Below are 20,834 nucleotides of genomic sequence, written 5' to 3'. Positions count from 1 at the left end.
CATGACCCAGACACGCACGAAGGCCCGTACGGCCGCTGTCACGCGGCGTGAATCCGCCTTCGCCGAGCGGTTCGCGCTCTTCGCCGAGTGTCTGCTCACCGGGGTGTGGATCGCGGTGGCCTCGCTCCCCGTCGTCACCTACCCGGCCGCGTTCGCCGCCGGGGCACGGCACCTGCGTCGGCGTACGGGTCATGAGGCGGGCGGCTGGCGGGAGTTCGTCGCGGACTTCCGCCTGGCCGTGCGTGGCGGGTGGGCCGCCGGGCTCGCCGGGTGGGCCGCGGCGCTCGCGGTGTGGGTGGACGTCCAGGCCGTGCGCGCCGGGATTCCGGGCGGTCCGTTCGTCGGGGCCGTGGGGCTGTTCGCGCTGATCGGGCTGGCCGTCTCCGGGCTGCGCGCGGCGGCGGTCTGGGAGCCGGGCGCCCGGTGGCGGGAACTGCTCGGCGCCGCCGGACGCCGTACGGTCCTGGACCCCGTCGGGTCCTTCCTGCTCGTCGGCGGACTGGCGGTCGTGGCCGTCTCCGGCTGGTTCGTGCCGCCGCTGGCGATCCCCGTCCTCGGGGCCGTCGCGGCGGCGGCCCTCGCCGTGGAGGAACGCGGTCGCCGACGCCGCTGACCGGCTGTCCCGACGGTCTTGACCACTTCGCACAAGGTCGGCGCCCCGGCGCCGTACCTCTCTCTGTCATGCACCTGACCTCCTCGCAAGGAAAGGAAAGGCCATGTCCCCCATCCCCCGCAGGTCCCTCCTCAAGGCGGCCGCCGTCGCCGGAGCCGCCGCCCAGTTCAGCTGGGCCCTGGGTGCGCAGGACGCCCGGGCCGCGCAGGCCGCCCCGAGAACCGAGGCCGCCGACGCGGACCCGGTGACCCTGGACTGGCTGGAGGACGGCGGGCTCGGTGAGGCCCCCGGCTCGACCGTGGGCGTGCCCTGGCCGAAGGGCGCGTACGACAAGGACCAGACGTTCGCGCTGACCGACGCCGACGGCAGAGCCGTGCCCGTGCAGTCCTGGCCGATCGGCTACTGGCCCGACGGCTCCCTGAAGTGGACCGCGCACGCGGTCGGCCCGGGGGCGGGCAGCGGAAAGCTCACCCTCGACGCGGGTACGCCCGCCGCCCCGGAGAAGAAGATCACGGTCGGCAGCGGCGGCGGCACCATCACCGTCTCGACCGGGGTCATCACCGCGAAGATCGGCAAGAGCGGGGCCACCCTCGTCAAGTCCGTCGTCCGCGGCTCGACGGAGATCGCCAGGGACGGCCGTCTCGTCCTGCTGCGCCAGCCCGAGATCGAGGACGGCGACCAGGGCGCCGAGAAGTACGAGCGGTTCGAGAGCGTCATCGCGGAGACCGAGGTCGAGCAGGACGGGCCGGTCCGCGCCGTGGTCCGCATCGACGGCAAGCACCGCAAGGGCAGCAGGAGCTGGCTGCCCTTCTCGGTGCGGCTCTACTTCTACGCGGGCGGCGAGTCGTTCCGCATGGTGCACACGATCACCTTCGACGGCACCCAGGAGCCAGGAAAGGCGAGCGGCGACTTCATCCGCGGTATCGGCGTGCGCTTCAAGGTGCCGATGCGCGATGCCGCGTACGACCGGCACATCCGGATCGGCGGGGAGGGGACCGGGCTGCTGCGCGAGGCGGTCAAGGGCATCACCGGGCTGCGCCGGGACCCGGGCGCGGCCGTCCGGACGGCCCAGTTCGAGGGACAGAAGCTGCCCGACCCGTCGACCTGGGACCAGCGGGTGACCACCCGGCTCCAGTACATCCCCGAATGGGGCGACTACACCCTCTCGCAGCTGTCGGCCGACGGTTTCGGCGTACGCAAGCGCACCAAGAAGGGGCACGGCTGGATCTCCGCGGGCGGCGGCCGGCGGGCCAGCGGCTTCGGGTACGTGGGCGGCGCCAGCGGTGGACTCGCCTTCGGGCTGCGGGACTTCTGGGAGAAGTTCCCCGCCCAGCTCGACATCCGCGACGCCCAGACCGACGAGGCCGAGGTCACCCTGTGGCTCTGGTCGCCCGAGTCGCAGCCCATGGACCTGCGCTTCTACCACGACGGCATGGGCCAGGACACGTACCCCGAACAGCTCGAAGGCCTCAACATCACCTACGAGGACTACGAGCCCGGCTTCGGCACCCCCTACGGCATCGCCCGCACCAGCGAACTCCTCTTCTGGGCCCACGAGTCGACCCCGAGCGCCGCGGCGACGGCCAAGCAGGTGGCCGCCGTACGCAAGCCGGCGCAGCTCGCCGCTCCGCCCCAGCACCTGATCAAGGCCGGTGTCTTCGGCAGGCTGTTCTCCGAACCGGACCGCTCCACCGCCGCCAAGGCGAAGATCGAGGACCATCTCGACTTCCTCTTCACCTACTACAAGGACCAGGTGGAGATGCGTAGGTGGTACGGCTTCTGGGACTACGGCGACATCATGCACACGTACGATCCGAGCCGTCACCAGTGGTGCTACGACGTCGGCGGCTACGCCTGGGACAACTCCGAGCTGTCGCCCGACCTGTGGCTCTGGTTCGCCTACATGCGCTCCGGGCGCGCCGACATCTTCCGCTTCGCGGAGGCCATGACCCGGCACACCGGCGAGGTCGACGTCTACCACCTGGGGCAGTGGGCCGGCCTCGGCACCCGGCACGGCGTCCAGCACTACGCCGACAGCGCCAAGCAGCAGCGCATCGCCAACACGACCTACCGGCGCTACTACTACTTCCTCACCGGCGACGAACGCGTCGGCGACCTCATGCACGCCAACGTCGACTCCGACGAGACGTTCCTCGTGCTCGACCCGATCCGCAAGATCCGCACCGAGCCGTACGAGCCGGACCGCAACGCCCTCTCCATCGGCTTCGGCACCGACTGGAGCGGGCTCGTGTCGGCGTGGCTCACCGAATGGGAGCGGCGCGGGCCGAAGTGGGAGAAGGCGCGGGCGCGCGTGCTGTCCACGATGGAGACCATCGCCGCGCAGCCGAACGGGTTCGTCCAGGGCAGCGCGCTGTACGACCTGGACACCGGGAAGTTCGCCGTCGCCGGCTCGGCCGTGGTGGGGGTCTCGCACCTCTCGGCGATGTTCGGGCTGGTCGAACTGAACGCCGAACTGCTCGACCAGATCGACATGCCGGAGTTCAAGGAGGCGTGGCTCGACTACTGCCGGTACTTCAACGCGACCAAGGCCGAGCAGAAAGCCCGTTACGGGTCCGACTTCGGGTCGCTGCTGCTGTTCCAGGGACACTCGCGGCAGGACGCGTACGCGGCGGTCGAACTGGGCGACGACGCACTCGCCGCGCGGGCGTGGCGGCAGTTCTACAACAGCGCCGACACGTGGGACTACAAGGAGACGACGGACTGGTCCACGAAAGAGGTCGCGGGGCCGACGGGGCTCGTCGCCGGCAGCGAGGCGCCCTGGGTGTCGACGAACACGACGGCGCTGTACGGGCTGGCGGCGATCCAGAATCTGGCACTGATCGGCGACCAGATGCCGTGACGCTGCCGCTGGGGGTTGGGGGCGGGTCCGCTGTGGCTGGACGCGCCCGCCTCGGCGCCCTTAGGGGCGCGAGGAACTGCGCGCCCGGCCACGACGCACGCGCGCCGACACACGCGCCTGCCGTGCGCTGCGCCCGCGAGGGGCTGCAGCCCCCAGGAGGACGCCCGCCGCGGCGCCCTTCAGGGGCGCGCGGAACTGCGCGCCCGGCCACGACGTACGCGCGGCGGCTCACGTACCCGCAGTGCGCTGCGCCTCTGTGGGGCTGAGCCGCCTGTCGGGTGCGCCCGCCTCGGCGCCTTTTAGGGGCGCGGGGAACTGCGCGACCAGCCACGACGTGCGCGCAGCGGCTCACGTACCCGCAGTGCGCTGAGCCCCCTCCGTGGAGGGATGTTCGGGTGCGGGTCCGTTGTGGCTGGCCGCGCAGTTCCCCGCGCCCCTCGGGAGCGCCCCTGGCGGGGCGACTCCCCGCGGGGGCGGTTTCCCCCCGGCGGGACGGCCCCCTCCGAGGCGGGGCGGCCCCCCCCCAGCAGGACGCGGCCCTCGCGGGGCGGCCCCCCAGAGTGGGGCGGCCCCGTTCAGGCGGCGGTGTCAGCGCATTCGGCCAAGGGCGTCCCTGAACCGTCGTGCGTCCCGTAGGCGTTGTTCGTAGGTGGCGCCCAGGGTCAGGAGGAGGAGGCCGGCCAGGGCGGGTGGGGCCCAGCGGGGGACCGCGCCCATGGCCTGGGCGATGTACGGGGCCAGTTCGTGGAGGGCGACCAGGATCAGCGTGGCGCCGCCCAGGACGAGCGGGGCCCGGAGGCGGTGCCGGACGCCGACGAGGGTGACGGCCAGTGCCGCGGAACCCAGCAGCAGGGGGCGCAGCCAGTTCGCGTCGCCCCATACGGCCAGGAGGCTCGGCAGCAGTGTCACCGAGAGGCCGGGCCCGTACGCCGTCCAGGACGAGGCCTCCGCGTCACGGCTCCTGCGGACGTACCCGAGGAGCAGCGCGGGCACGGTCACCGGCAGCGTGTACGCCTCCGGGGCGCCGACGTCCCACGCGGCCAGCCGGACCCACGCGGCCAGGACGAACAGCACGGCCGCCGCATGGCCGACCTGCCTGCGGTCCTCGCGTACGGCCGTGCCCGCGGCGATCACGCCGCACAGGGCCAGGACCAGGGCGAGGACGGGCAGTTCGGCGGTCGCGAGGCCGATCGCCAGCAGTCCCGCGACGGCTCCCGTGACCTCGGTGGACACCGTCGTCGCGCGATCGCCGAACCGGGGCGCCAGCACCGCCGCGACGGCCGGCACCACCAGGACGAGCAGCGCGATGTGCTGCGGCTGCCAGTCGAGGGACGCGCCCGTGGCACAGGCGAGCGCCGTGGCGTACACGAGGGCGGTGGCGGTCGTGACGGCCCGGAGGTTCGTCCCCTTGCGCAGGGCCGCCGCCGACGCGAACACCGCGGTCAGGGTTGCGAGCACGGCGAGTGTCGCCGCTTCGGAGGCCAGGGAGAGGGCCACCAGGTGCAGTGAGCCGAGGAGGGCGAGGCAGAGCGCGGTGGTCGGGAGCAGAGGCGCGCGTCGGACCGCCACCGGGGGGTGGTCGACGGTCGCGGACGTGTACTCCGCTGCCGCCAGCACGGCCACCGTGATCGCGCCGTGCGCCACCAGGGCCGCCGTGTAGGGGAGTTGTGCGATCGCGGGGAGGGGCAGTGCAGCGGACCAGGCCAGGAGCAGTGCCCCGCTCAGGGCGAAGGGGCGCCGAGCGCCGCTCCGGAACGTCAGGGCCAGCACCGCGGCCACCGCCGCCGGCACCAGCGGAGCGCTCTCCGTGCCGGACATCCACGGCGCGGAGACCGTCACCGCGTCGCGGGCGTCCGACGGCGCGCCGGACCAGGCGTGAGCGGCCCAGCCGGCCGGGCCGAACAGGGTCAGGAGGACGAGGGGCAGGGTCTCGGCCACGGCGAGCGCCTGCACCGTGACGGAGGACCAGAACAGGCCACGGCGTACGGTCCCGGGCAGCCAGGTGCCGCGTACCGACAGCAGGGCGATCGCGCAGGCCAGGCAGGCCGGGACCGTCCACACACCGGGCAGGACCGTACGGAGCACGCCGCCCGCCGCGGCGACGGCGATCAGACCGCCGGCCGACGCGAGACCGAGAGCGGCCCGCGCCTCGGGGGCACGCCATGCGGCCCCGAGCGCGATCGCCGCGGCGAGGGCGAGGAGCGCCGCCGCACGGGCGGCGGCGCTCGGACCGGGGGCGTCCAGTATGAGGACGCCGGCCGCCAGGACGCCGAAGGCGCCCGTGCCGTAGGCGCCGACGGCGGCGACGATCCGTACGGGCCGGATGGAGCGCACGGGGACGGAGAGGGCCAGCGCGGTGTCCGACGCGGCCGTCACCAGGAGCGCTGCCGTGATCGGGTGGGCCCCCGCGTCGGCCGCCACCGCCCAGAGCAGCAGGGGGAGTTGGGCGGACGCCACGGCTGCCGGGAGGGGCAGTCGCAGGTCGCCGAGCACACGGCCGTACGCCGTCCACAGCGCGGCCAGGAGGGCCGCCGCCGCTGCCGCGTAGCCGGTGCCGCCCACCGCGGAGAGGGCGACCTCGTGCAGGGCGTACGCGTCGAGCACCGTCAGCGCGAGGCCGAGGCCCGCCACCGATTCCGCCGTCGAGCGGAGGCCGCGCTTCAGCAGCGGCACCGGCGCGGCGAGCGCGGCCGCGGTGACCGCGCCGAGGACCGCCGACCGTCCGGCGATGCCCATGTCGCCCCAGCTCACCAGCGTGAACGCGATGGCCGCGATGGTCAGCAGGACGCCGCCGAGCACGAGCAGCACGTTCTGCACACCGGGGGCCGTGGCCTCCGGGCGTCGGGGCCCGGGAGCGCGGGGCGGCCGGGCGGCCGGGACATGGGCGGGGGCCGCCTGGGGCCCGGCCGACCGGAGCACATTGAGCAGCCAGATCCGGCGGGCCAGCAACTGGGCCCTGCGGGCGTCCAGTTGCCACAGCTCGTGGTCGAGGATCCGCAACTCCTCGGCCGGCGGCGGAATGTTCGTCATGCCTTGGAGTGTGGTCCGGGTCACGTCCCACGGCATGAGCGTACGTACTCAGGTCGTACTCAGATCCGTCCTGGGCAGCCGTGGCGGGTCATGGGCTTGTGGTGGGCGGGCAGACCCGGATCATGAAACCCATGGACTGGACGCACTACCGCTTCCGCAGCCTCTGGATCCTCGCCGCCCCGCCCGGCGACGTCTACGACGCGCTGGCCGACGCCGAGCGCTATCCGCTCTGGTGGCCGCAGGTGCGCGAGGTGACGCCCGTCGACGGGGCCAGTGGTGTCATCCGGATCCGCTCGGTGCTGCCGTACGACCTCGTGTTCACCGCCAGGGAGGTCCGGCGCGACCGGGCGGCGGGCATCCTGGAGATCTCGATGACGGGCGACGTGGACGGCTGGGCCCGGTGGACCGTCGCCGCCGACGGAGCGGGCGACGGGCCGGGTGGCGGGCCGGGCACCCGCGCCCGTTACGACCAGGAGGTGCACGTGACCAAGCCGCTGCTGCGACGGTTCGCGGTGCCCGGGCGGCCCGTCTTCCGCGCCAATCACACGCTGATGATGAGGGCGGGGCGCCGCGGGCTCGCCGCCCGCCTTCGGGGGAACCGCGAAGCGGTTTGAAGGAAACGCACGGAGACCTGTATTGTTCGGTGCGTTCCCGGGCGATTAGCTCAGTGGGAGAGCGCTTCGTTCACACCGAAGAGGTCACTGGTTCGAACCCAGTATCGCCCACCGGGAAAGGCCGGTCCGTCACAGACGGACCGGCTTTTTGCATGATCCCGCATGACGCGGCGCTCAGGCGGCCTCCGCCGGGAGTTCGGGACGCAGGGGCCAGGACTGGTCGACCAGCTCCTCCGAACCGCTGCGGGCGAACCACGCCTGCAGGCCACGGGCCTGCGCCGCGTGCCAGCCGCCCTGCAGCGTGTGCAGTTCGGCCGGTGACAGCCGCTCCATGCGGGTCGCGAACCGCCGCCCGATCGCCCGTACGACCTCCAGGGAGGCCAGCGCGTCGGCCGCCGCCTCGTGGGCGCCCTGCAACTCCACCTCGTAGTGCGCGCACAGGTCCGTCAGCGTGCGGCGGCCCTTGCGGTAGCGGTCCAGATACTTGTCGAGGACCCGCGGATCGAGGACGCGCAGCGGCACGGACTCGAACCAGTGGTCCAGCGAGGACGCCCGGTGCCTGCGCAACTCCCGGTCCAGGAGCGTCAGATCGAAGGGCGCGTTCATCACCACGAGCGGCCGTCCCGCCGCGCTCTGCTCGGCCAGCTCCCTGACTATCTCGTCCATGACGGGCGACGGCCAGCGGCCGCTGCGCCGCAGGTGTTCGTCCGTCAGCCCGTGCACCGCCGTGGCGCCCTCGGGCACCGGCACCCCCGGATTCACCAGCCAGCGACGCACGCGCGGGCGGCTGCCGGGAGCGTCCTGGACGACGATGGCCGCCGACACGATCCGGTCGGTTTCCACGTCGACACCGGTCGTCTCCGTGTCGAAAGCGGTCAAGGGCCCTTCGTACCAGCACGTCATACGCACACAACTCCTCGTTCACCTTCGGCAGTTGACGCGCCGTCCCCTGCCCTTTTTGTGATACCCGGGCTGTTTGCGCCGTACGCCGGAAGGAGACAACAGAGGTACGGGTCTTTGCAGTTCAGCGACTCGTCGCGGGGATTCACCGGATTCGGAAGGCTGTTGGACATGGCGCTCGCGCAGCCCGAGCAGGGCGGGCTGCTGCCCCGGCGGACGGCACCGCATCGCGGCTCACTGGCCACCACCGCATGCATGGAGACACTGCAGGTCGGCTATCTGCACGCGGTGGCGGCCGCCTCGGGCTGCTCCCTGTCCCAGCCCTTTCCGGACAACGGCATCGACTGGCACGTCAGCCACAGCGCCCCCGGGCACACGGTCGACGACGAAGTCACCATCAAGGTGCAGCTCAAGTGCACGTACCAGATCCCGCCGAACCCGCCGGGCGCCGCCTTCTCCTTCACGCTCGACAACGCCCACCTGGAGAAGCTGGCCCGGACCCCGGTCTCGGTGCACAAAATACTGGTCGTGATGCTGGTGCCCAGATCGCAGGACGACTGGCTGCGTGCCGGCCACGAAGGCCTCGACCTGCGGCACTGCTGCTACTGGATCAACCTCGCCGGACACCGGATCACCGGCCGGCGCAGGACCACCGTGCGGATACCGACCACGCGCGTCTTCGACGACAGGGCGCTCTGCGAGATCATGACGCGGGTCGGTACGGGAGGCATACCGTGACGCACCGCCCCTTCGACGAGCCCCTACGCCCCGTCAGGCCCCACCCCGTCGAGCCGCCGGGGCTGTGGGACCAGCCGCCGCGGCCCGACGAGGTCGATCCGGCCGTCCTCGGCGCGCTGCTGCTCCGGCACGGCTGGCAGCGCCGCGGCGGGGCGCCCGGCCGGTACGGCCGCTGGACGCCACCCGGGCCCGGCGGTTCCGGCACCAGTCTGCTCGTGCCCGAGAGCCGGGCGTTCCCGGACAGCGAGGACCTGCTGGGGGAGGCCCTCGTCGCGCTGTCCCGCAGCGGTTCGCCGTCCGCCCGTGACGTCCTGGTCGGCCTCGCCGTGCCCAGCGACGAGATCCACTGGTGGCGCGACGTCCCGGTGGGCCCGGTCGGCACATCGCCGTGGACGGTCGAGGAGCAGATGCGTACGGCGGCCCGGCAGATCCTCCTCGCGGGCGCCCTCGCCACCCGCGGGCGGGCCGGCTACCACGGCGCCCGCCACCGCAGGCCCGCCGCCGCCTCCCTGGAGAACGTGCTGGTCGGAGCCGCCCCCGGTGGCCGCCGCCTCACCGCCTTCGTGCCGGTCGCCACCGGCCGCCCGCTCGCCGTCCAACTCCACCAGGCGCTGTACGCGGCCCGTGAGGCGATCGACTACCGGCGTGCCACGGGTGGCATGGACGCGTTCGACGGGGCGGTCGAGGCGGGGGTGAGCCATGAGCTGACGGAGGCGCTCGTGGCGCTGGTGCGGGGAACGGAGGGCGCCAGGGTCGCCGTCGAGTGGGCGCCCGCCGCGGGGGTCCCCGAGGGGTGCGCGGCGTCCGCGGAGCCCGTCGAGTTCTCGCCCGGGGACCTGCCCGCGCTGCGTGAGGCGGGGGCCCGCTATCTGCGCGAGGAGCCGTCCGTGCCCGTGCGCGTCACCGGGGCCGTGGTGCGGATGCGCAGGTCGGGGCCGCGCGGCGACGGAACGGTACGGCTGAAGGTCATCGCGGGCGCCGAGGTGCCGCACGTCCGGATGACCCTCGACGAGGAGTCGTACCGGATCGCGGGGCAGGCCCATCTCGTGGGGCTCCCGGTGCGGGTGCACGGCCGGCTGGAGAGCCGCGGCGGATTCCGCCGGCTGACCGGCGCGTCCGGGGTGACACCGGTCCAGGTGGACGAGGCGGAACGCGACCGCCTGATGAAGTCCCTCCAGGAGAACCTCGACTTCTTCGAGGAGGCGTGCACGGAGGACTGACGCGGGCCGCGGACGGGCCGCGGACGGGCCGCGGACGGGCCGCGGACGGGGTGAGGGCTGGCCGAGGGCTGGCCGAGGGCTGGCCGAGGGCGGGCGTGGGGATAACCGTTTCGCGGTCGGTGCCCCCGGCTCGGTACGATCGCTTCCACGACGCGCGCAGGAGTCGCCGCACGCGTTCCCTTCAGGTAGGAGAGTCCGGTGTCAGACGTCCGTGTGATCATCCAACGCGATTCCGAGCGGGAAGAGCGCGTGGTGACGACGGGGACTACGGCGGCCGAGCTCTTCGCCGGTGAGCGCACCATCGTCGCCGCGCGCGTGGCGGGCGAGCTGAAGGACCTCGCGTACGAGGTGAAGGACGGCGAGACCGTCGAGAGCGTCGAGATCTCCTCCAAGGACGGCCTCGACATCCTGCGCCACTCCACCGCGCACGTGATGGCCCAGGCCGTGCAGGAGCTGTTCCCCGAGGCCAAGCTGGGCATCGGCCCGCCGGTCAAGGACGGCTTCTACTACGACTTCGACGTGGCGCGGCCCTTCACCCCCGAGGACCTCAAGGCCGTCGAGAAGAAGATGCAGGAGATCCAGAAGCGCGGCCAGCGCTTCTCCCGCCGGGTCGTCACCGACGAGGCCGCCCGCGAGGAGCTGGCCGACGAGCCGTACAAGCTGGAGCTCATCGGCCTCAAGGGTGCCGCTTCGAGCGACGACGGCGCGGACGTCGAGGTGGGCGCGGGCGAGCTGACCATCTACGACAACCTCGACGCCAAGACCGGCGACCTGTGCTGGAAGGACCTCTGCCGCGGTCCCCACCTGCCCACCACCCGGAACATCCCGGCGTTCAAGCTGATGCGCAACGCCGCCGCCTACTGGCGCGGCAGCGAGAAGAACCCGATGCTCCAGCGCATCTACGGCACCGCCTGGCCGACCAAGGACGAGCTCAAGGCGCACCTGGAGTTCCTCGCCGAGGCCGAGAAGCGCGACCACCGCAAGCTCGGCAGCGAACTCGACCTGTTCTCCATCCCGGAGCAGATCGGCTCGGGCCTCGCGGTCTTCCACCCCAAGGGCGGCATCGTCCGCCGCGTCATGGAGGACTACTCGCGGCGCCGCCACGAGGAGGAGGGGTACGAGTTCGTCTACACCCCGCACGCCACCAAGGGGAAGCTCTTCGAGACCTCGGGCCACCTGGACTGGTACGCCGACGGCATGTACCCGCCCATGCAGCTCGACGAGGGCGTGGACTACTACCTCAAGCCCATGAACTGCCCGATGCACAACCTGATCTTCGACGCGCGCGGCCGCTCCTACCGTGAACTGCCGCTGCGCCTCTTCGAGTTCGGGACCGTGTACCGGTACGAGAAGTCGGGCGTCGTGCACGGCCTGACCCGCGCCCGCGGCTTCACCCAGGACGACGCGCACATCTACTGCACCAAGGAGCAGATGGCGGAGGAGCTCGACAAGACGCTCACCTTCGTCCTCGGCCTGCTGCGGGACTACGGCCTGACCGACTTCTACCTGGAACTGTCCACCAAGGACCCGGAGAAGTTCGTCGGCTCGGACGAGGTGTGGGAGGAGGCCACCGAGACGCTGCGGCAGGTGGCCGAGAAGCAGGGCCTCCCGCTCGTCCCGGACCCGGGCGGCGCCGCGTTCTACGGGCCGAAGATCTCCGTCCAGACCAAGGACGCGATCGGCCGGACCTGGCAGATGTCGACCGTGCAGCTCGACTTCAACCTGCCGGAGCGGTTCGACCTGGAGTACACCAGCCCCGACGGCACCAAGCAGCGGCCGGTCATGATCCACCGTGCGCTGTTCGGGTCGATCGAGCGCTTCTTCGCGGTGCTCCTCGAGCACTACGCGGGCGCGTTCCCGGCGTGGCTGGCGCCCGTCCAGGCGGTCGGCATCCCGATCGGCGACGCGCACATCGACTATCTGCACAAGTTCGCCGCCGAGGCGAAGAAGAAGGGGCTGCGGGTCGAGGTCGACTCGTCCTCCGACCGCATGCAGAAGAAGATCCGCAACGCCCAGAAGCAGAAGGTGCCCTTCATGGTCATCGCGGGCGACGAGGACATGGCCGCGGGCGCCGTGTCCTTCCGCTACCGCGACGGCTCCCAGGAGAACGGCATCCCGCTCGACGAGGCCATCGCGAAGATCGCGAAGGTCGTCGAGGAGCGGGTGCAGATCTGAGGCCCTAGGGCGCGCGACGACAGGCCCCCGGGCGGCTCAGCCGCCCGGGGGCTTCTCGTTGCCCTCGCCGGCGAAGACCTGGAGCAGCCACGACGAGAACGACCCCGTCACCGCGCCGAGCAGGGCGAGCCCGCAGGCCATCAGGCCCACCGCGATCAGCCGTCCCACGGGCGTCACGGGAGCCACGTCGCCGTACCCCACGGTCGCCAGCGTCGCGCAGGTCCACCACACCGCGTCGCCGAAGGTGTGGATCGTCGCGTCCGGTGCCGTGCGCTCCTGCTGGTACACGGCGAGCGCGCCCGCGAAGCCGAGGAGGGACACGGCCAGACCCGCGTACGTGATCACGCGGGCGTGCAGGGCCAGCCGGGGCCGCCCGCGCCGGCGCTGCACGGTCTCGTAGACCTTCACCACGCGCAGCGGGCGCAGCAGGGGCAGCATGAGGACGACCGTGTCCAGCCAGTGCGTCCGTACGAACCGGGGCCCCTGGCCGCTCAGCCGCCAGCGCACGGCGTAGTCGACGGCGAACACCGCCCAGGCCCCCAGCATCGCTGCGACACAGGCGCCCGGCCACGGCTCGGGCAGTCCGTGGCCCAGGACCCGGATCGCGTACGAGGTGAAGAAGAGCACCGAGGCGACGACGAGCGGCAGCTCGGTGCGGCGCTCCCAGCGGGTCGTGCGGGTGTCGTCGTCCATCACCTCAGCTTGGCGGCGGGCCCTTTCGCGCGGTACCCGGCGACACGCCGCGAACGGGCGAAGCCATATGCTTCACCTCATGACGAGTGAGCCGGAGCAGCAGATCGGAGTCGGCACACAGGACGCGTTCCAGCGCCTGTGGACGCCCCACCGGATGGCATACATCCAGGGTGAGAACAAGCCGACCGGTCCCGGTGCCGGCGACGGCTGTCCCTTCTGCTCGATTCCGGCGAAATCCGACGAGGACGGGCTCGTCATCAAGCGCGGCGAGCAGGTCTACGCGGTGCTCAACCTGTACCCGTACAACGGTGGGCATCTGATGGTCGTGCCCTACCGGCATGTCGCGGACTACACCGATCTGACCGTCCCGGAGACCGCCGAGCTCGGTGAGCTGACCAAGCAGGCGATGACCGCGCTGCGGACCGCGTCCGGCGCGCACGGCTTCAACATCGGGATGAACCAGGGTGCGGTCGCGGGGGCCGGGATCGCCGCGCACCTCCACCAGCACATCGTGCCCCGCTGGGGCGGGGACACGAACTTCATGCCGGTGGTCGGGCACACCCGGGTGCTGCCGCAACTCCTCGCGGACACGCGGAAGATGCTCGCGGAGGCCTGGCCGTCGGTCTGAGGCCCGGCCTCCCGCACGTCCACCCGGCGTGGACGCCTACGCGTCGTACAGGTCCGCCTTCTTCGGGGAGACGTCCTGGACGGCCCCGCTGAGGGCGGACGAGCGGCCCGCGAACTTCGTCGTGTCCACGCCGTTGTCGTTCAGCACGCGGATCGCCGCCGCGTGCACCACCCGCAGCACGGGGGTCGCCGCGCGCAGGGCGTCGTCCGCCATGAAGCGGTGCCGCCAGGGCTTGGCCGCCCAGGCGTGCCGCAGGCCGAAGGGCTCCGGCAGGGTCAGCTTGCCGCCGAGGTGGTCGAGGATCGGCGGATACCAGGTGAAGGGCGCGCGCACCGCGAGCCGTACGACCTCGTCGGCGTCGACCAGCGGCAGCTTCTGCGTCTTGGTCTCCCAGAACCTGACGGTCTTCGGGACCGTTTTCGTCTTGGCGGCGGGCCCGCTGGTGAACAGCGAGTGCACGGGTCCCAGGGCGTGTCCGGTGACCTCGATGCGCAGCGTCTCGTGCAGCACGGTCACGGTGATCAGCATCGTGATGATCAACTGGCCGTCCCAGAGCGTCCACTGGACCCCGAGGTAGTGGCGGTCACCGCTGCCGAACTGCTGCTTGTTGCAGATCTCCTGTATTTTGTGCGTCTTTACCTGGTACGCGTCCACGTCGGTGCCGCCGGGGCGGGAGACCGAGCCGGCGTTCTCGTTGATCGGTGTGACCACCCAGTGCTTTATCGAAGGCGCCGGGAAACCACCGGTGTTGAGCGGGCCGCGCTCCAGCATGCGCAACTGGTCGTGGATCGACCGGATCACGTCCCAGCTGCGGAACGGATGGATCTCCTTGCTGGAGTCCGCCGACACCAGGTCCTCGGCGAGCTGCCAGGTGCCCCAGCGCGTGCCCATGCCCAGTATTCCCTTGGGGCCCGCGTAGAACACCGAGTTCGACTGCTGCTCGGCGCTCAGCCGTGCCAGGCCCTGGCGCAGCCGCTCGGCCGCCGTCTCGCCGGGGCTGCCGGGCACCGCCTCGGGAATCTTGGCACCGATGCCGCCGCCCGCGAGCAGGCTGCTCCAGCGCTCCCGCAGATCGTGGGCCGTGCGCTCGCAGATCTGCTTCGCCCAGACCCAGCCGACGACGGGCGCGACGATCGCCGCGCGCGCATACCAGGCCCAGAAGCCGCTGAAGGGCATCTTGAGCAGGAAGAGGACCGCCAGGCCGCCCACCCCGATCAGGATCGCGGTGCCGAGGGCTCCGGCCCGCTTGTCATCGGACTTGGCGACCGAGCGGCGGATCTGGAAGACCAGCAGCCAGATGAGCAGACCGGGCAGGAAGATCAGACCGGTCAGCACCATCACGGCGGTGAGCCAGCTGTCCCGCTCCTTGCGGATGCGGTTGGCCGCCAGGCAGTGCTCGACGACCACCTGCGGTTCCGTGCCGAAGGACTGGATGAGCGCACCGCGACCGCCGCCCAGCATCCGGAGCTGCACGGCCCGGGCGAAGGCCTCGCCCAGGTTCGGCTTGAAGATCGACGCCCACTTCTGTCCCGGTGAGACCTTCGACTGGTGCCACTCGCTGTTCGCGTCGAGGATCGCTTCGACGGGGCTGTCCCGATAGGCCGCGGAGGCGAGCGCGAACGTCGCCGCCGTCTGTCCCGCGGAACCCGAGAGCGGAACCTGCGCTCCCGGCCTGAAATCGAATGCGTCGTCCGCCATTACCGCCCCCATCGCCGCCTTGCCCCGCTGCTGCGGCATTCCCGACTTCGGTGCTCCGCACACCTGTTGATCAGGTCATCGTCTTGATCAGGTTCTCAGCGTATCGCCAGGGGCCGACATTCGTCGGCGGACGGCCGCAGCCGCCCGCCGATCGAAGGGGACATCAACTAACGAGCGTCCTGCGTCTGTTCGCGGATCCTGTCGGTCAACTGCGGTGGCATGGGCTCGTGCCGGGCGTAGGTGCGGTCGAACCGCGCGGTGCCGTGCGAGAGGGAGCGCAGATCGACCGCGTACCGCCCGATCTCGATCTCCGGCACCTCGGCCCGTACGAGGGTCCGGCCGCCCGGTGCCTGCTCGGTGCCGACGACCCGGCCGCGCCGGCCCGACAGATCGCTCATCACGGCCCCGACGTATTCGTCGCCCACCAGGACCGTCACCTCGGCGACCGGCTCCAGCAGATGGATGCGCGCGTCGGTCGCGGCCTCCCGCAGGGCGAGCGCGCCGGCGGTCTGGAACGCCGCGTCCGAGGAGTCCACGGAGTGCGCCTTGCCGTCGGTCAGCGTGATGCGCACGTCGATGAGGGGATAACCCGCCGTCACGCCCCTGGCGGCCTGGGCGCGCACCCCCTTCTCCACGGACGGGATGAACTGGCGGGGCACGGCACCGCCCACCACCTTGTCGACGAACTCGATGCCGGAGCCGCCGGGCAGCGGCTCCACCTCGATCTCGCAGATCGCGTACTGGCCGTGCCCGCCGGACTGCTTCACATGACGGCCGCGCCCCGCCGACCTGGCGGCGAACGTCTCCCGCAGGGACACCTTGTGCGGTACGACGTCGACCTGGACGCCGTACCGGTTGCGCAGCCGTTCCAGGGCGACGTCCGCGTGGGCCTCGCCCAGGCACCACAGGACGACCTGGTGGGTGTTCTGGTTCTGTTCCAGCCGCATCGTGGGGTCCTCGGCGACCAGCCGGCCCAGGCCCTGCGAGAGCTTGTCCTCGTCGGCCTTGCTGTGCGCCTGGATGGCGAGCGGCAGCAGGGGATCGGGCATCTCCCACGGCTCCATCAGGAGCGGGTCGTCCTTGGCCGAGAGCGTGTCACCGGTCTCGGCGCGGTTCAGCTTGGCCACACAGGCCAGATCGCCCGCGATCGCGTGCGTGAGGGCCCGCTGCTGCTTGCCGAAGGGCGCGGACAGGGCGCCGATGCGCTCGTCGACGTCGTGGTCCTCGTGCCCGCGGTCGGCGAGCCCGTGCCCGGAGACGTGCACCGTCTCGTCCGGGCGCAGGGTCCCGGAGAACACCCGCACCATCGAGACCCGGCCGACGTACGGGTCGGAGGCGGTCTTCACGACCTCGGCGACCAGCGGCCCGTCCGGATCGCAGGCCTTGACGCGGCGGGCCCGGCCGTCCGGGGTGGTGACCGTCGGGGCCTCGCGCTCCAGCGGCGTCGGGAAGCCGCCGGTGATCAGTTCGAGCAGTTCGACCGTGCCCAGCCCCTGCCGGGCGCCCTCGGCGGCGGGCGCGGCGGCCAGCACCGGATGGAAGACCCCGCGCGCGACCGCCCGCTCCAGGTCCTCCACGAGTGTCCTGAAATCGATCTCCTCACCGCCGAGATAGCGGTCCATGAGGGTCTCGTCCTCGCTCTCCGCGATGATTCCCTCGATCAGCCGGTTGCGGGCCGACTCGATGAGCGGCATCTGCTCGGGACCGGGCTCGGACTCCTTGCGCTCCCCGGACGAGTAGTCGAACAGCCGCTGCGAGAGCAGCCCGATCAGCCCCGTCACCGGCACATGCCCGTCGGGCCCCTGGGCGCCGTGCAGCGGCAGGTACAGCGGCAGTACGGCGTCGGGGTCGTCCGCGCCGAACGCGTCCGCGCAGATCCGCGTCATCTCGTCGAAGTCGGCCCGCGCCGACTCCAGATGCGTCACCACGATGGCTCTCGGCATGCCGACCGCCGCGCACTCCTCCCACACCATGCGCGTCGAGCCGTCCACGCCGTCCGAGGCCGAGACGACGAAAAGGGCCGCGTCCGCCGCTCGCAGACCGGCCCTCAGCTCGCCGACGAAATCGGCGTAACCGGGAGTGTCCAGCACATTTATCTTGTATCCGTCCCAGTCGACCGGGACCAGGGACAGCTGCACCGAGCGCTGCTGCCGGTGTTCGATCTCGTCGTAGTCGGAGACGGTGCCGCCGTCCTCCACACGGCCCGCCCTGTTCACCGCTCCCGCGGTCAGCGCGAGAGCCTCCACCAGAGTCGTCTTGCCCGAACCGCTGTGGCCGACCAGCACCACATTCCGTACGGACGCGGGGTGGTCGGCCGCCGTGGCCCTGCCGGCGGCTCCGGGGTGTGCGTTCGCCTTGTCGCCCATGGAATTGCCTCCCGTGCACGGTGAGGTCACTGGGGGCGCGGGCCGGCGGATCCGCGAGGGGCGGCTCCGACGACGCCCGCGGTGCCATCGAGCTTTGCACTCGCGTCACGGTGCGTCCATACAACGGACGCGATCGCGCCGCCCCCTGCCGAGCCCCCCCGGATGTCACCAGGACGTGACACGGGGTGCGGGTGCCCGACCGTCGCACACGCGCACGCGTGGCTACGATGGGCCAGCCGGTGGCCAGCAGGGCCGCCCGGCCACACCGACCGTCGGGAAGGCCATGCTGAACAAGTACGCGCGTGCATTCTTTACGCGTGTCCTCACACCGTTCGCCGCGTTTCTCATCCGCCGGGGGGTGAGCCCCGACACGGTCACCCTCCTGGGCACGGCCGGAGTGGTGGCGGGCGCGCTGGTCTTCTACCCCCGGGGCGAGCTCTTCTGGGGCACGATCGTCATCACGCTCTTCGTGTTCTCGGACCTGGTCGACGGCAACATGGCACGCCAGCTGGGCCGCTCCAGCCGCTGGGGCGCCTTCCTCGACTCGACACTCGACCGGGTGGCCGACAGCGCGATCTTCGGCGGCTTCGCCCTCTGGTACGCGGGCAACGGCGACGACAACGTCCTGTGCGCCGTGTCGATCTTCTGCCTGGCCAGCGGTCAGGTGGTGTCGTACACCAAGGCCCGGGGCGAGTCGATCGGTCTGCCCGTCGCCGTCAACGGCCTGGTCGAGCGCGCCGAACGCCTGGTGATCTCGCTGGTCGCGGCCGGCCTGGCGGGCTTCCACAAGACCTTCGGCGTCCCCGGCATCGACGTACTGCTGCCGGTCGCGCTGTGGATCGTCGCCGTGGGCAGTGTCGTCACCCTCGTCCAGCGCGTCGTCACGGTCCGCCGCGAGGCCGCCGAGGCCGACGCGGCGGTCGCCGCCCCGCCGGGGAACTCACCGGAAAGCACCTCGCACAACAGCGAGGCCACCTCGTGAGCGGTCTGCGGGACCAGCTGACCTACGGCGCCTACGCCGCGGGCTGGGGAGCCGTCAAGAAGCTCCCCGAGCCGGTGGCCGTGCGCCTCGGCCGGACCATCGCCGACATCACCTGGAAGCGGCGCGGCAAGGGCGTACTGCGTCTGGAGTCGAACTACGCGCGCGTGCTGCCCGACGCGAGTCCCGAGCGGCTCGCGGAGCTGTCCCGCGCGGGCATGCGTTCGTATCTGCGCTACTGGATGGAGTCGTTCCGGCTGCCCGCGTGGAGCAAGGAACGCATCAGGAGCGGTTTCGAGCCGAAGGACCTCCACCATCTGACCGAGGGGCTCGCGGCGGGCAAGGGCGTCATCCTCGCGCTGCCGCACCTGGGCAACTGGGACCTCGCGGGCGCCTGGGTCACCACCAGACTGGAGACGCCGTTCACGACGGTCGCCGAGCGCCTCAAGCCCGAGAAGCTCTACGACCGGTTCGTGGCGTACCGCGAGGGCCTCGGCATGGAGGTGCTGCCGCACAGCGGCGGCACCGCGTTCGGCACGCTGGCCCGGCGGCTGCGCGACGGCGGCCTGGTCTGCCTCGTCGCCGAACGCGACCTGTCCGCCTCCGGGGTCGAGGTCTCCTTCTTCGGCGACACCACCCGGATGCCCGCGGGCCCGGCGCTGCTCGCCCAGCAGACCGGCGCGCTGCTGCTGCCGGTGACCCTGTGGTACGACGACTCGCCCGTGATGCGTGGCCGGGTCCATCCCCCCGTCGACGTACCCGGGTCAGGTACGCGGGCCGAGAAGACGTCTGTCATGACGCAGGCGCTGGCCGATGCCTTCGCCACGGGGATCGCCGACCATCCGGAGGACTGGCACATGCTGCAACGCTTGTGGCTCGCCGACCTGGAAGCCCGCCCGGGGACGACCGCGGGGGAGCCGATCCCGGGGCCGCCCGGCGGAAAGCCCCCGTCCGTGGCGGTTCGCGACGAGCAGGCCCGGCAGGGGGAGCGACCATGAGGATCGGGATCGTCTGCCCGTACTCCTGGGACGTCCCCGGGGGAGTCCAGTTCCACATCCGCGACCTGGCCGACCACCTCATCGCGCTCGGGCACCACGTGTCCGTCCTCGCGCCCGCCGACGACGAGACACCGCTCCCGCCGTACGTCGTCTCGGCGGGCCGTGCCGTCCCGGTGCCGTACAACGGCTCGGTCGCGCGCCTGAACTTCGGGTTCCTGTCCGCCGCGCGCGTACGCCGCTGGCTCCACGACGGCACGTTCGACGTGATCCACATCCACGAGCCGGCCTCGCCCTCCCTCGGCCTGCTGGCCTGCTGGGCGGCCCAGGGACCGATCGTCGCCACCTTCCACACGTCGAACCCGCGCTCCCGCGCGATGATCGCCGCGTACCCGATCCTGCAGCCCGCGCTGGAGAAGATCAGCGCGCGGATCGCGGTGAGCGAGTACGCCCGGCGCACGCTCGTCGAGCACCTGGGCGGCGACGCCGTGGTCATCCCGAACGGCGTCGACGTCGACTTCTTCGCGAAGGCCGAGCCCAACCCCGAGTGGCAGGGCGGCACGATCGGCTTCGTGGGCCGGATCGACGAGCCCCGCAAGGGCCTGCCGGTCCTCATGAAGGCGCTGCCGAAGATCCTCGCCGAGCGGCCGGAGACACGGCTGCTGGTCGCCGGACGCGGCGACGAGAAGGAAGCCGTCGAGAAGCTTCCGGCGGAACTGCGCCCGCGCGTCGAGTTCCTCGGCATGATCAGCGACGAGGACAAGGCGCGGTTCCTGCGCAGCGTCGACGTGTACGTGGCGCCCAACACCGGCGGCGAGAGCTTCGGGATCATCCTGGTCGAGGCGATGTCGGCGGGCGCGCCCGTGCTCGCCTCCGACCTCGACGCGTTCGCGCAGGTCCTCGACCAGGGCGCGGCGGGCGAACTGTTCACCAACGAGGACGCGGACGCGCTGGCCACGTCGGCGGTGCGGCTCCTCGGCGATCCGGCGCGACGCGCGGAACTCCACGAGCGGGGGAGCGCGCACGTGCGGCGCTTCGACTGGTCGACGGTCGGCGCGGACATCCTGTCCGTCTACGAGACGGTCACGGACGGCGCGGCGGCGGTCGCCGCGGCGGACGAACCGGCGGAACCGGGCGGTCTGCTGGCCCGCTTCGGTTTGGCGCGGGACTGAACTGAGAGGCGCCGTCCCCTGGGGGCTGCGCCCCCAGACCCCCCTGTCGGCCTGAACGGCCTCGTCCTCAAACGCCGGACGGGCTGAAAAACGAAAGGCACGGCGAAGCCGGTCTTTCAGGGGCGCGGGGAACTGCGCGACCGGCCCCCACCG

General features: G+C 71.9%; 15 protein-coding genes and 1 tRNA gene. 11 read left to right on the top strand and 5 right to left on the bottom strand.

Features of this window, described 5'->3' with window-relative positions; genetic code table 11:
* The first annotated feature begins 1 nt into the window (after window position 1).
* Window positions 2-613 carry a hypothetical protein gene (locus tag ACFVH5_RS19650; protein ID WP_385834935.1) on the top strand — a complete coding sequence of 204 codons (612 nt, stop codon included), beginning with the start codon at window positions 2-4 and terminating at the stop codon, window positions 611-613.
* Window positions 614-716: 103 nt separating this feature from the next.
* Complete coding sequence (locus tag ACFVH5_RS19645) at window positions 717-3,473, top strand: Tat pathway signal sequence domain protein (RefSeq protein ID WP_385834934.1); 2,757 nt, start codon at window positions 717-719, stop codon at window positions 3,471-3,473.
* A gap of 588 nt (window positions 3,474-4,061) precedes the next feature.
* On the opposite strand, the gene ACFVH5_RS19640 is transcribed toward ACFVH5_RS19645, so the two are convergent.
* Window positions 4,062-6,539 carry an SCO7613 C-terminal domain-containing membrane protein gene (locus ACFVH5_RS19640; RefSeq protein WP_385834933.1) on the bottom strand — a complete coding sequence of 826 codons (2,478 nt, stop codon included), beginning with the start codon at window positions 6,537-6,539 and terminating at the stop codon, window positions 4,062-4,064.
* 95 nt (window positions 6,540-6,634) lie between these two features.
* On the opposite strand from ACFVH5_RS19640, the gene ACFVH5_RS19635 reads away from it, so the two are divergent.
* On the top strand, window positions 6,635-7,117 hold the full coding sequence (locus tag ACFVH5_RS19635) for an SRPBCC family protein (protein ID WP_385834932.1): 483 nt from the start codon (window positions 6,635-6,637) through the stop codon (window positions 7,115-7,117).
* Between the two features lie 39 nt (window positions 7,118-7,156).
* Window positions 7,157-7,228 (top strand) — tRNA-Val (locus ACFVH5_RS19630).
* 63 nt (window positions 7,229-7,291) lie between these two features.
* Here ACFVH5_RS19630 and ACFVH5_RS19625 read toward each other — a convergent pair.
* Window positions 7,292-8,020 carry a 3'-5' exonuclease gene (locus ACFVH5_RS19625; protein WP_384810214.1) on the bottom strand — a complete coding sequence of 243 codons (729 nt, stop codon included), beginning with the start codon at window positions 8,018-8,020 and terminating at the stop codon, window positions 7,292-7,294.
* Window positions 8,021-8,188: 168 nt separating this feature from the next.
* Here ACFVH5_RS19625 and ACFVH5_RS19620 point away from each other — a divergent pair, with 168 nt between their 5' ends.
* The 3 genes from ACFVH5_RS19620 (at window position 8,189) to thrS (ending at window position 12,150) form a co-directional block, all read left to right on the top strand.
* The gene (locus ACFVH5_RS19620; protein ID WP_107019874.1) at window positions 8,189-8,755 is read left to right on the top strand and encodes a DUF4365 domain-containing protein; all 567 of its coding nucleotides are present in this window, start codon (window positions 8,189-8,191) and stop codon (window positions 8,753-8,755) included.
* A complete protein-coding gene (locus tag ACFVH5_RS19615) occupies window positions 8,752-9,975 on the top strand; it encodes a hypothetical protein (RefSeq protein ID WP_385834931.1) in 1,224 nt (407 codons plus the stop codon). Before ACFVH5_RS19620 ends, ACFVH5_RS19615 begins: the two co-directional genes overlap by 4 nt.
* 198 nt (window positions 9,976-10,173) lie before the next feature.
* Window positions 10,174-12,150 (top strand): threonine--tRNA ligase, encoded by a 1,977-nt coding sequence (gene thrS / locus ACFVH5_RS19610; RefSeq protein WP_385834930.1) that lies wholly within the window; start codon window positions 10,174-10,176, stop codon window positions 12,148-12,150.
* Between the two features lie 36 nt (window positions 12,151-12,186).
* Here the strand turns inward: thrS and ACFVH5_RS19605 are convergent, their stop codons facing one another.
* On the bottom strand, window positions 12,187-12,843 hold the full coding sequence (locus ACFVH5_RS19605) for a potassium channel family protein (protein WP_385834929.1): 657 nt from the start codon (window positions 12,841-12,843) through the stop codon (window positions 12,187-12,189).
* A gap of 67 nt (window positions 12,844-12,910) precedes the next feature.
* Between ACFVH5_RS19605 and ACFVH5_RS19600 the strand changes: the two genes are divergently transcribed.
* Window positions 12,911-13,471 carry an HIT family protein gene (locus ACFVH5_RS19600; protein WP_385834927.1) on the top strand — a complete coding sequence of 187 codons (561 nt, stop codon included), beginning with the start codon at window positions 12,911-12,913 and terminating at the stop codon, window positions 13,469-13,471.
* A gap of 36 nt (window positions 13,472-13,507) precedes the next feature.
* Here ACFVH5_RS19600 and ACFVH5_RS19595 read toward each other — a convergent pair whose 3' ends face one another.
* Both ACFVH5_RS19595 and ACFVH5_RS19590 read right to left on the bottom strand, forming a co-directional pair.
* On the bottom strand, window positions 13,508-15,169 hold the full coding sequence (locus ACFVH5_RS19595; protein ID WP_385834926.1) for a hypothetical protein: 1,662 nt from the start codon (window positions 15,167-15,169) through the stop codon (window positions 13,508-13,510).
* Window positions 15,170-15,336: 167 nt separating this feature from the next.
* Window positions 15,337-17,535 carry an elongation factor G-like protein EF-G2 gene (locus ACFVH5_RS19590; RefSeq protein WP_385834925.1) on the bottom strand — a complete coding sequence of 733 codons (2,199 nt, stop codon included), beginning with the start codon at window positions 17,533-17,535 and terminating at the stop codon, window positions 15,337-15,339.
* Between the two features lie 283 nt (window positions 17,536-17,818).
* Here ACFVH5_RS19590 and pgsA point away from each other — a divergent pair, with 283 nt between their 5' ends.
* Genes pgsA through ACFVH5_RS19575 form a run of 3 tightly spaced genes read left to right on the top strand, consistent with a single transcriptional unit; the run spans window position 17,819 to window position 20,681 of the window.
* Complete coding sequence (gene pgsA, locus ACFVH5_RS19585) at window positions 17,819-18,517, top strand: phosphatidylinositol phosphate synthase (protein ID WP_385834923.1); 699 nt, start codon at window positions 17,819-17,821, stop codon at window positions 18,515-18,517.
* Window positions 18,514-19,512, top strand: a complete 999-nt coding sequence (locus ACFVH5_RS19580; RefSeq protein WP_385834922.1) for a phosphatidylinositol mannoside acyltransferase — start codon at window positions 18,514-18,516, stop codon at window positions 19,510-19,512. The genes pgsA and ACFVH5_RS19580 overlap by 4 nt, the downstream gene beginning before the upstream one ends.
* Window positions 19,509-20,681: a glycosyltransferase family 4 protein gene (locus ACFVH5_RS19575; RefSeq protein WP_385834921.1), complete on the top strand. Its 1,173-nt coding sequence runs from the start codon at window positions 19,509-19,511 to the stop codon at window positions 20,679-20,681. Before ACFVH5_RS19580 ends, ACFVH5_RS19575 begins: the two co-directional genes overlap by 4 nt.
* Window positions 20,682-20,834: the final 153 nt, after the last annotated feature.

Origin of the sequence: Streptomyces sp. NPDC127119, assembly GCF_042677425.1 — a bacterium.
Taxonomy (GTDB): Bacteria; Actinomycetota; Actinomycetes; order Streptomycetales; family Streptomycetaceae; genus Streptomyces.
Note: the sequence above shows the minus strand (reverse complement) of the source record. Positions and strands in the feature narration are given on the sequence as shown.

Bases quoted from the DNA above. Each gene is read 5' to 3' on its own strand.
- ACFVH5_RS19575 (WP_385834921.1), top strand. From the start codon at position 19,509: ATGAGGATCGGGATCGTCTGCCCGTACTCCTGGGACGTCCCCGGGGGA.
- ACFVH5_RS19605 (WP_385834929.1), bottom strand. From the start codon at position 12,843: ATGGACGACGACACCCGCACGACCCGCTGGGAGCGCCGCACCGAGCTG.
- ACFVH5_RS19600 (WP_385834927.1), top strand. From the start codon at position 12,911: ATGCTTCACCTCATGACGAGTGAGCCGGAGCAGCAGATCGGAGTCGGC.
- ACFVH5_RS19595 (WP_385834926.1), bottom strand. From the start codon at position 15,169: ATGGCGGACGACGCATTCGATTTCAGGCCGGGAGCGCAGGTTCCGCTC.
- pgsA (WP_385834923.1), top strand. From the start codon at position 17,819: ATGCTGAACAAGTACGCGCGTGCATTCTTTACGCGTGTCCTCACACCG.
- ACFVH5_RS19640 (WP_385834933.1), bottom strand. From the start codon at position 6,539: ATGCCGTGGGACGTGACCCGGACCACACTCCAAGGCATGACGAACATT.
- ACFVH5_RS19590 (WP_385834925.1), bottom strand. From the start codon at position 17,535: ATGGGCGACAAGGCGAACGCACACCCCGGAGCCGCCGGCAGGGCCACG.
- ACFVH5_RS19635 (WP_385834932.1), top strand. From the start codon at position 6,635: ATGGACTGGACGCACTACCGCTTCCGCAGCCTCTGGATCCTCGCCGCC.
- ACFVH5_RS19650 (WP_385834935.1), top strand. From the start codon at position 2: ATGACCCAGACACGCACGAAGGCCCGTACGGCCGCTGTCACGCGGCGT.
- ACFVH5_RS19620 (WP_107019874.1), top strand. From the start codon at position 8,189: ATGGCGCTCGCGCAGCCCGAGCAGGGCGGGCTGCTGCCCCGGCGGACG.
- ACFVH5_RS19645 (WP_385834934.1), top strand. From the start codon at position 717: ATGTCCCCCATCCCCCGCAGGTCCCTCCTCAAGGCGGCCGCCGTCGCC.
- ACFVH5_RS19625 (WP_384810214.1), bottom strand. From the start codon at position 8,020: ATGACGTGCTGGTACGAAGGGCCCTTGACCGCTTTCGACACGGAGACG.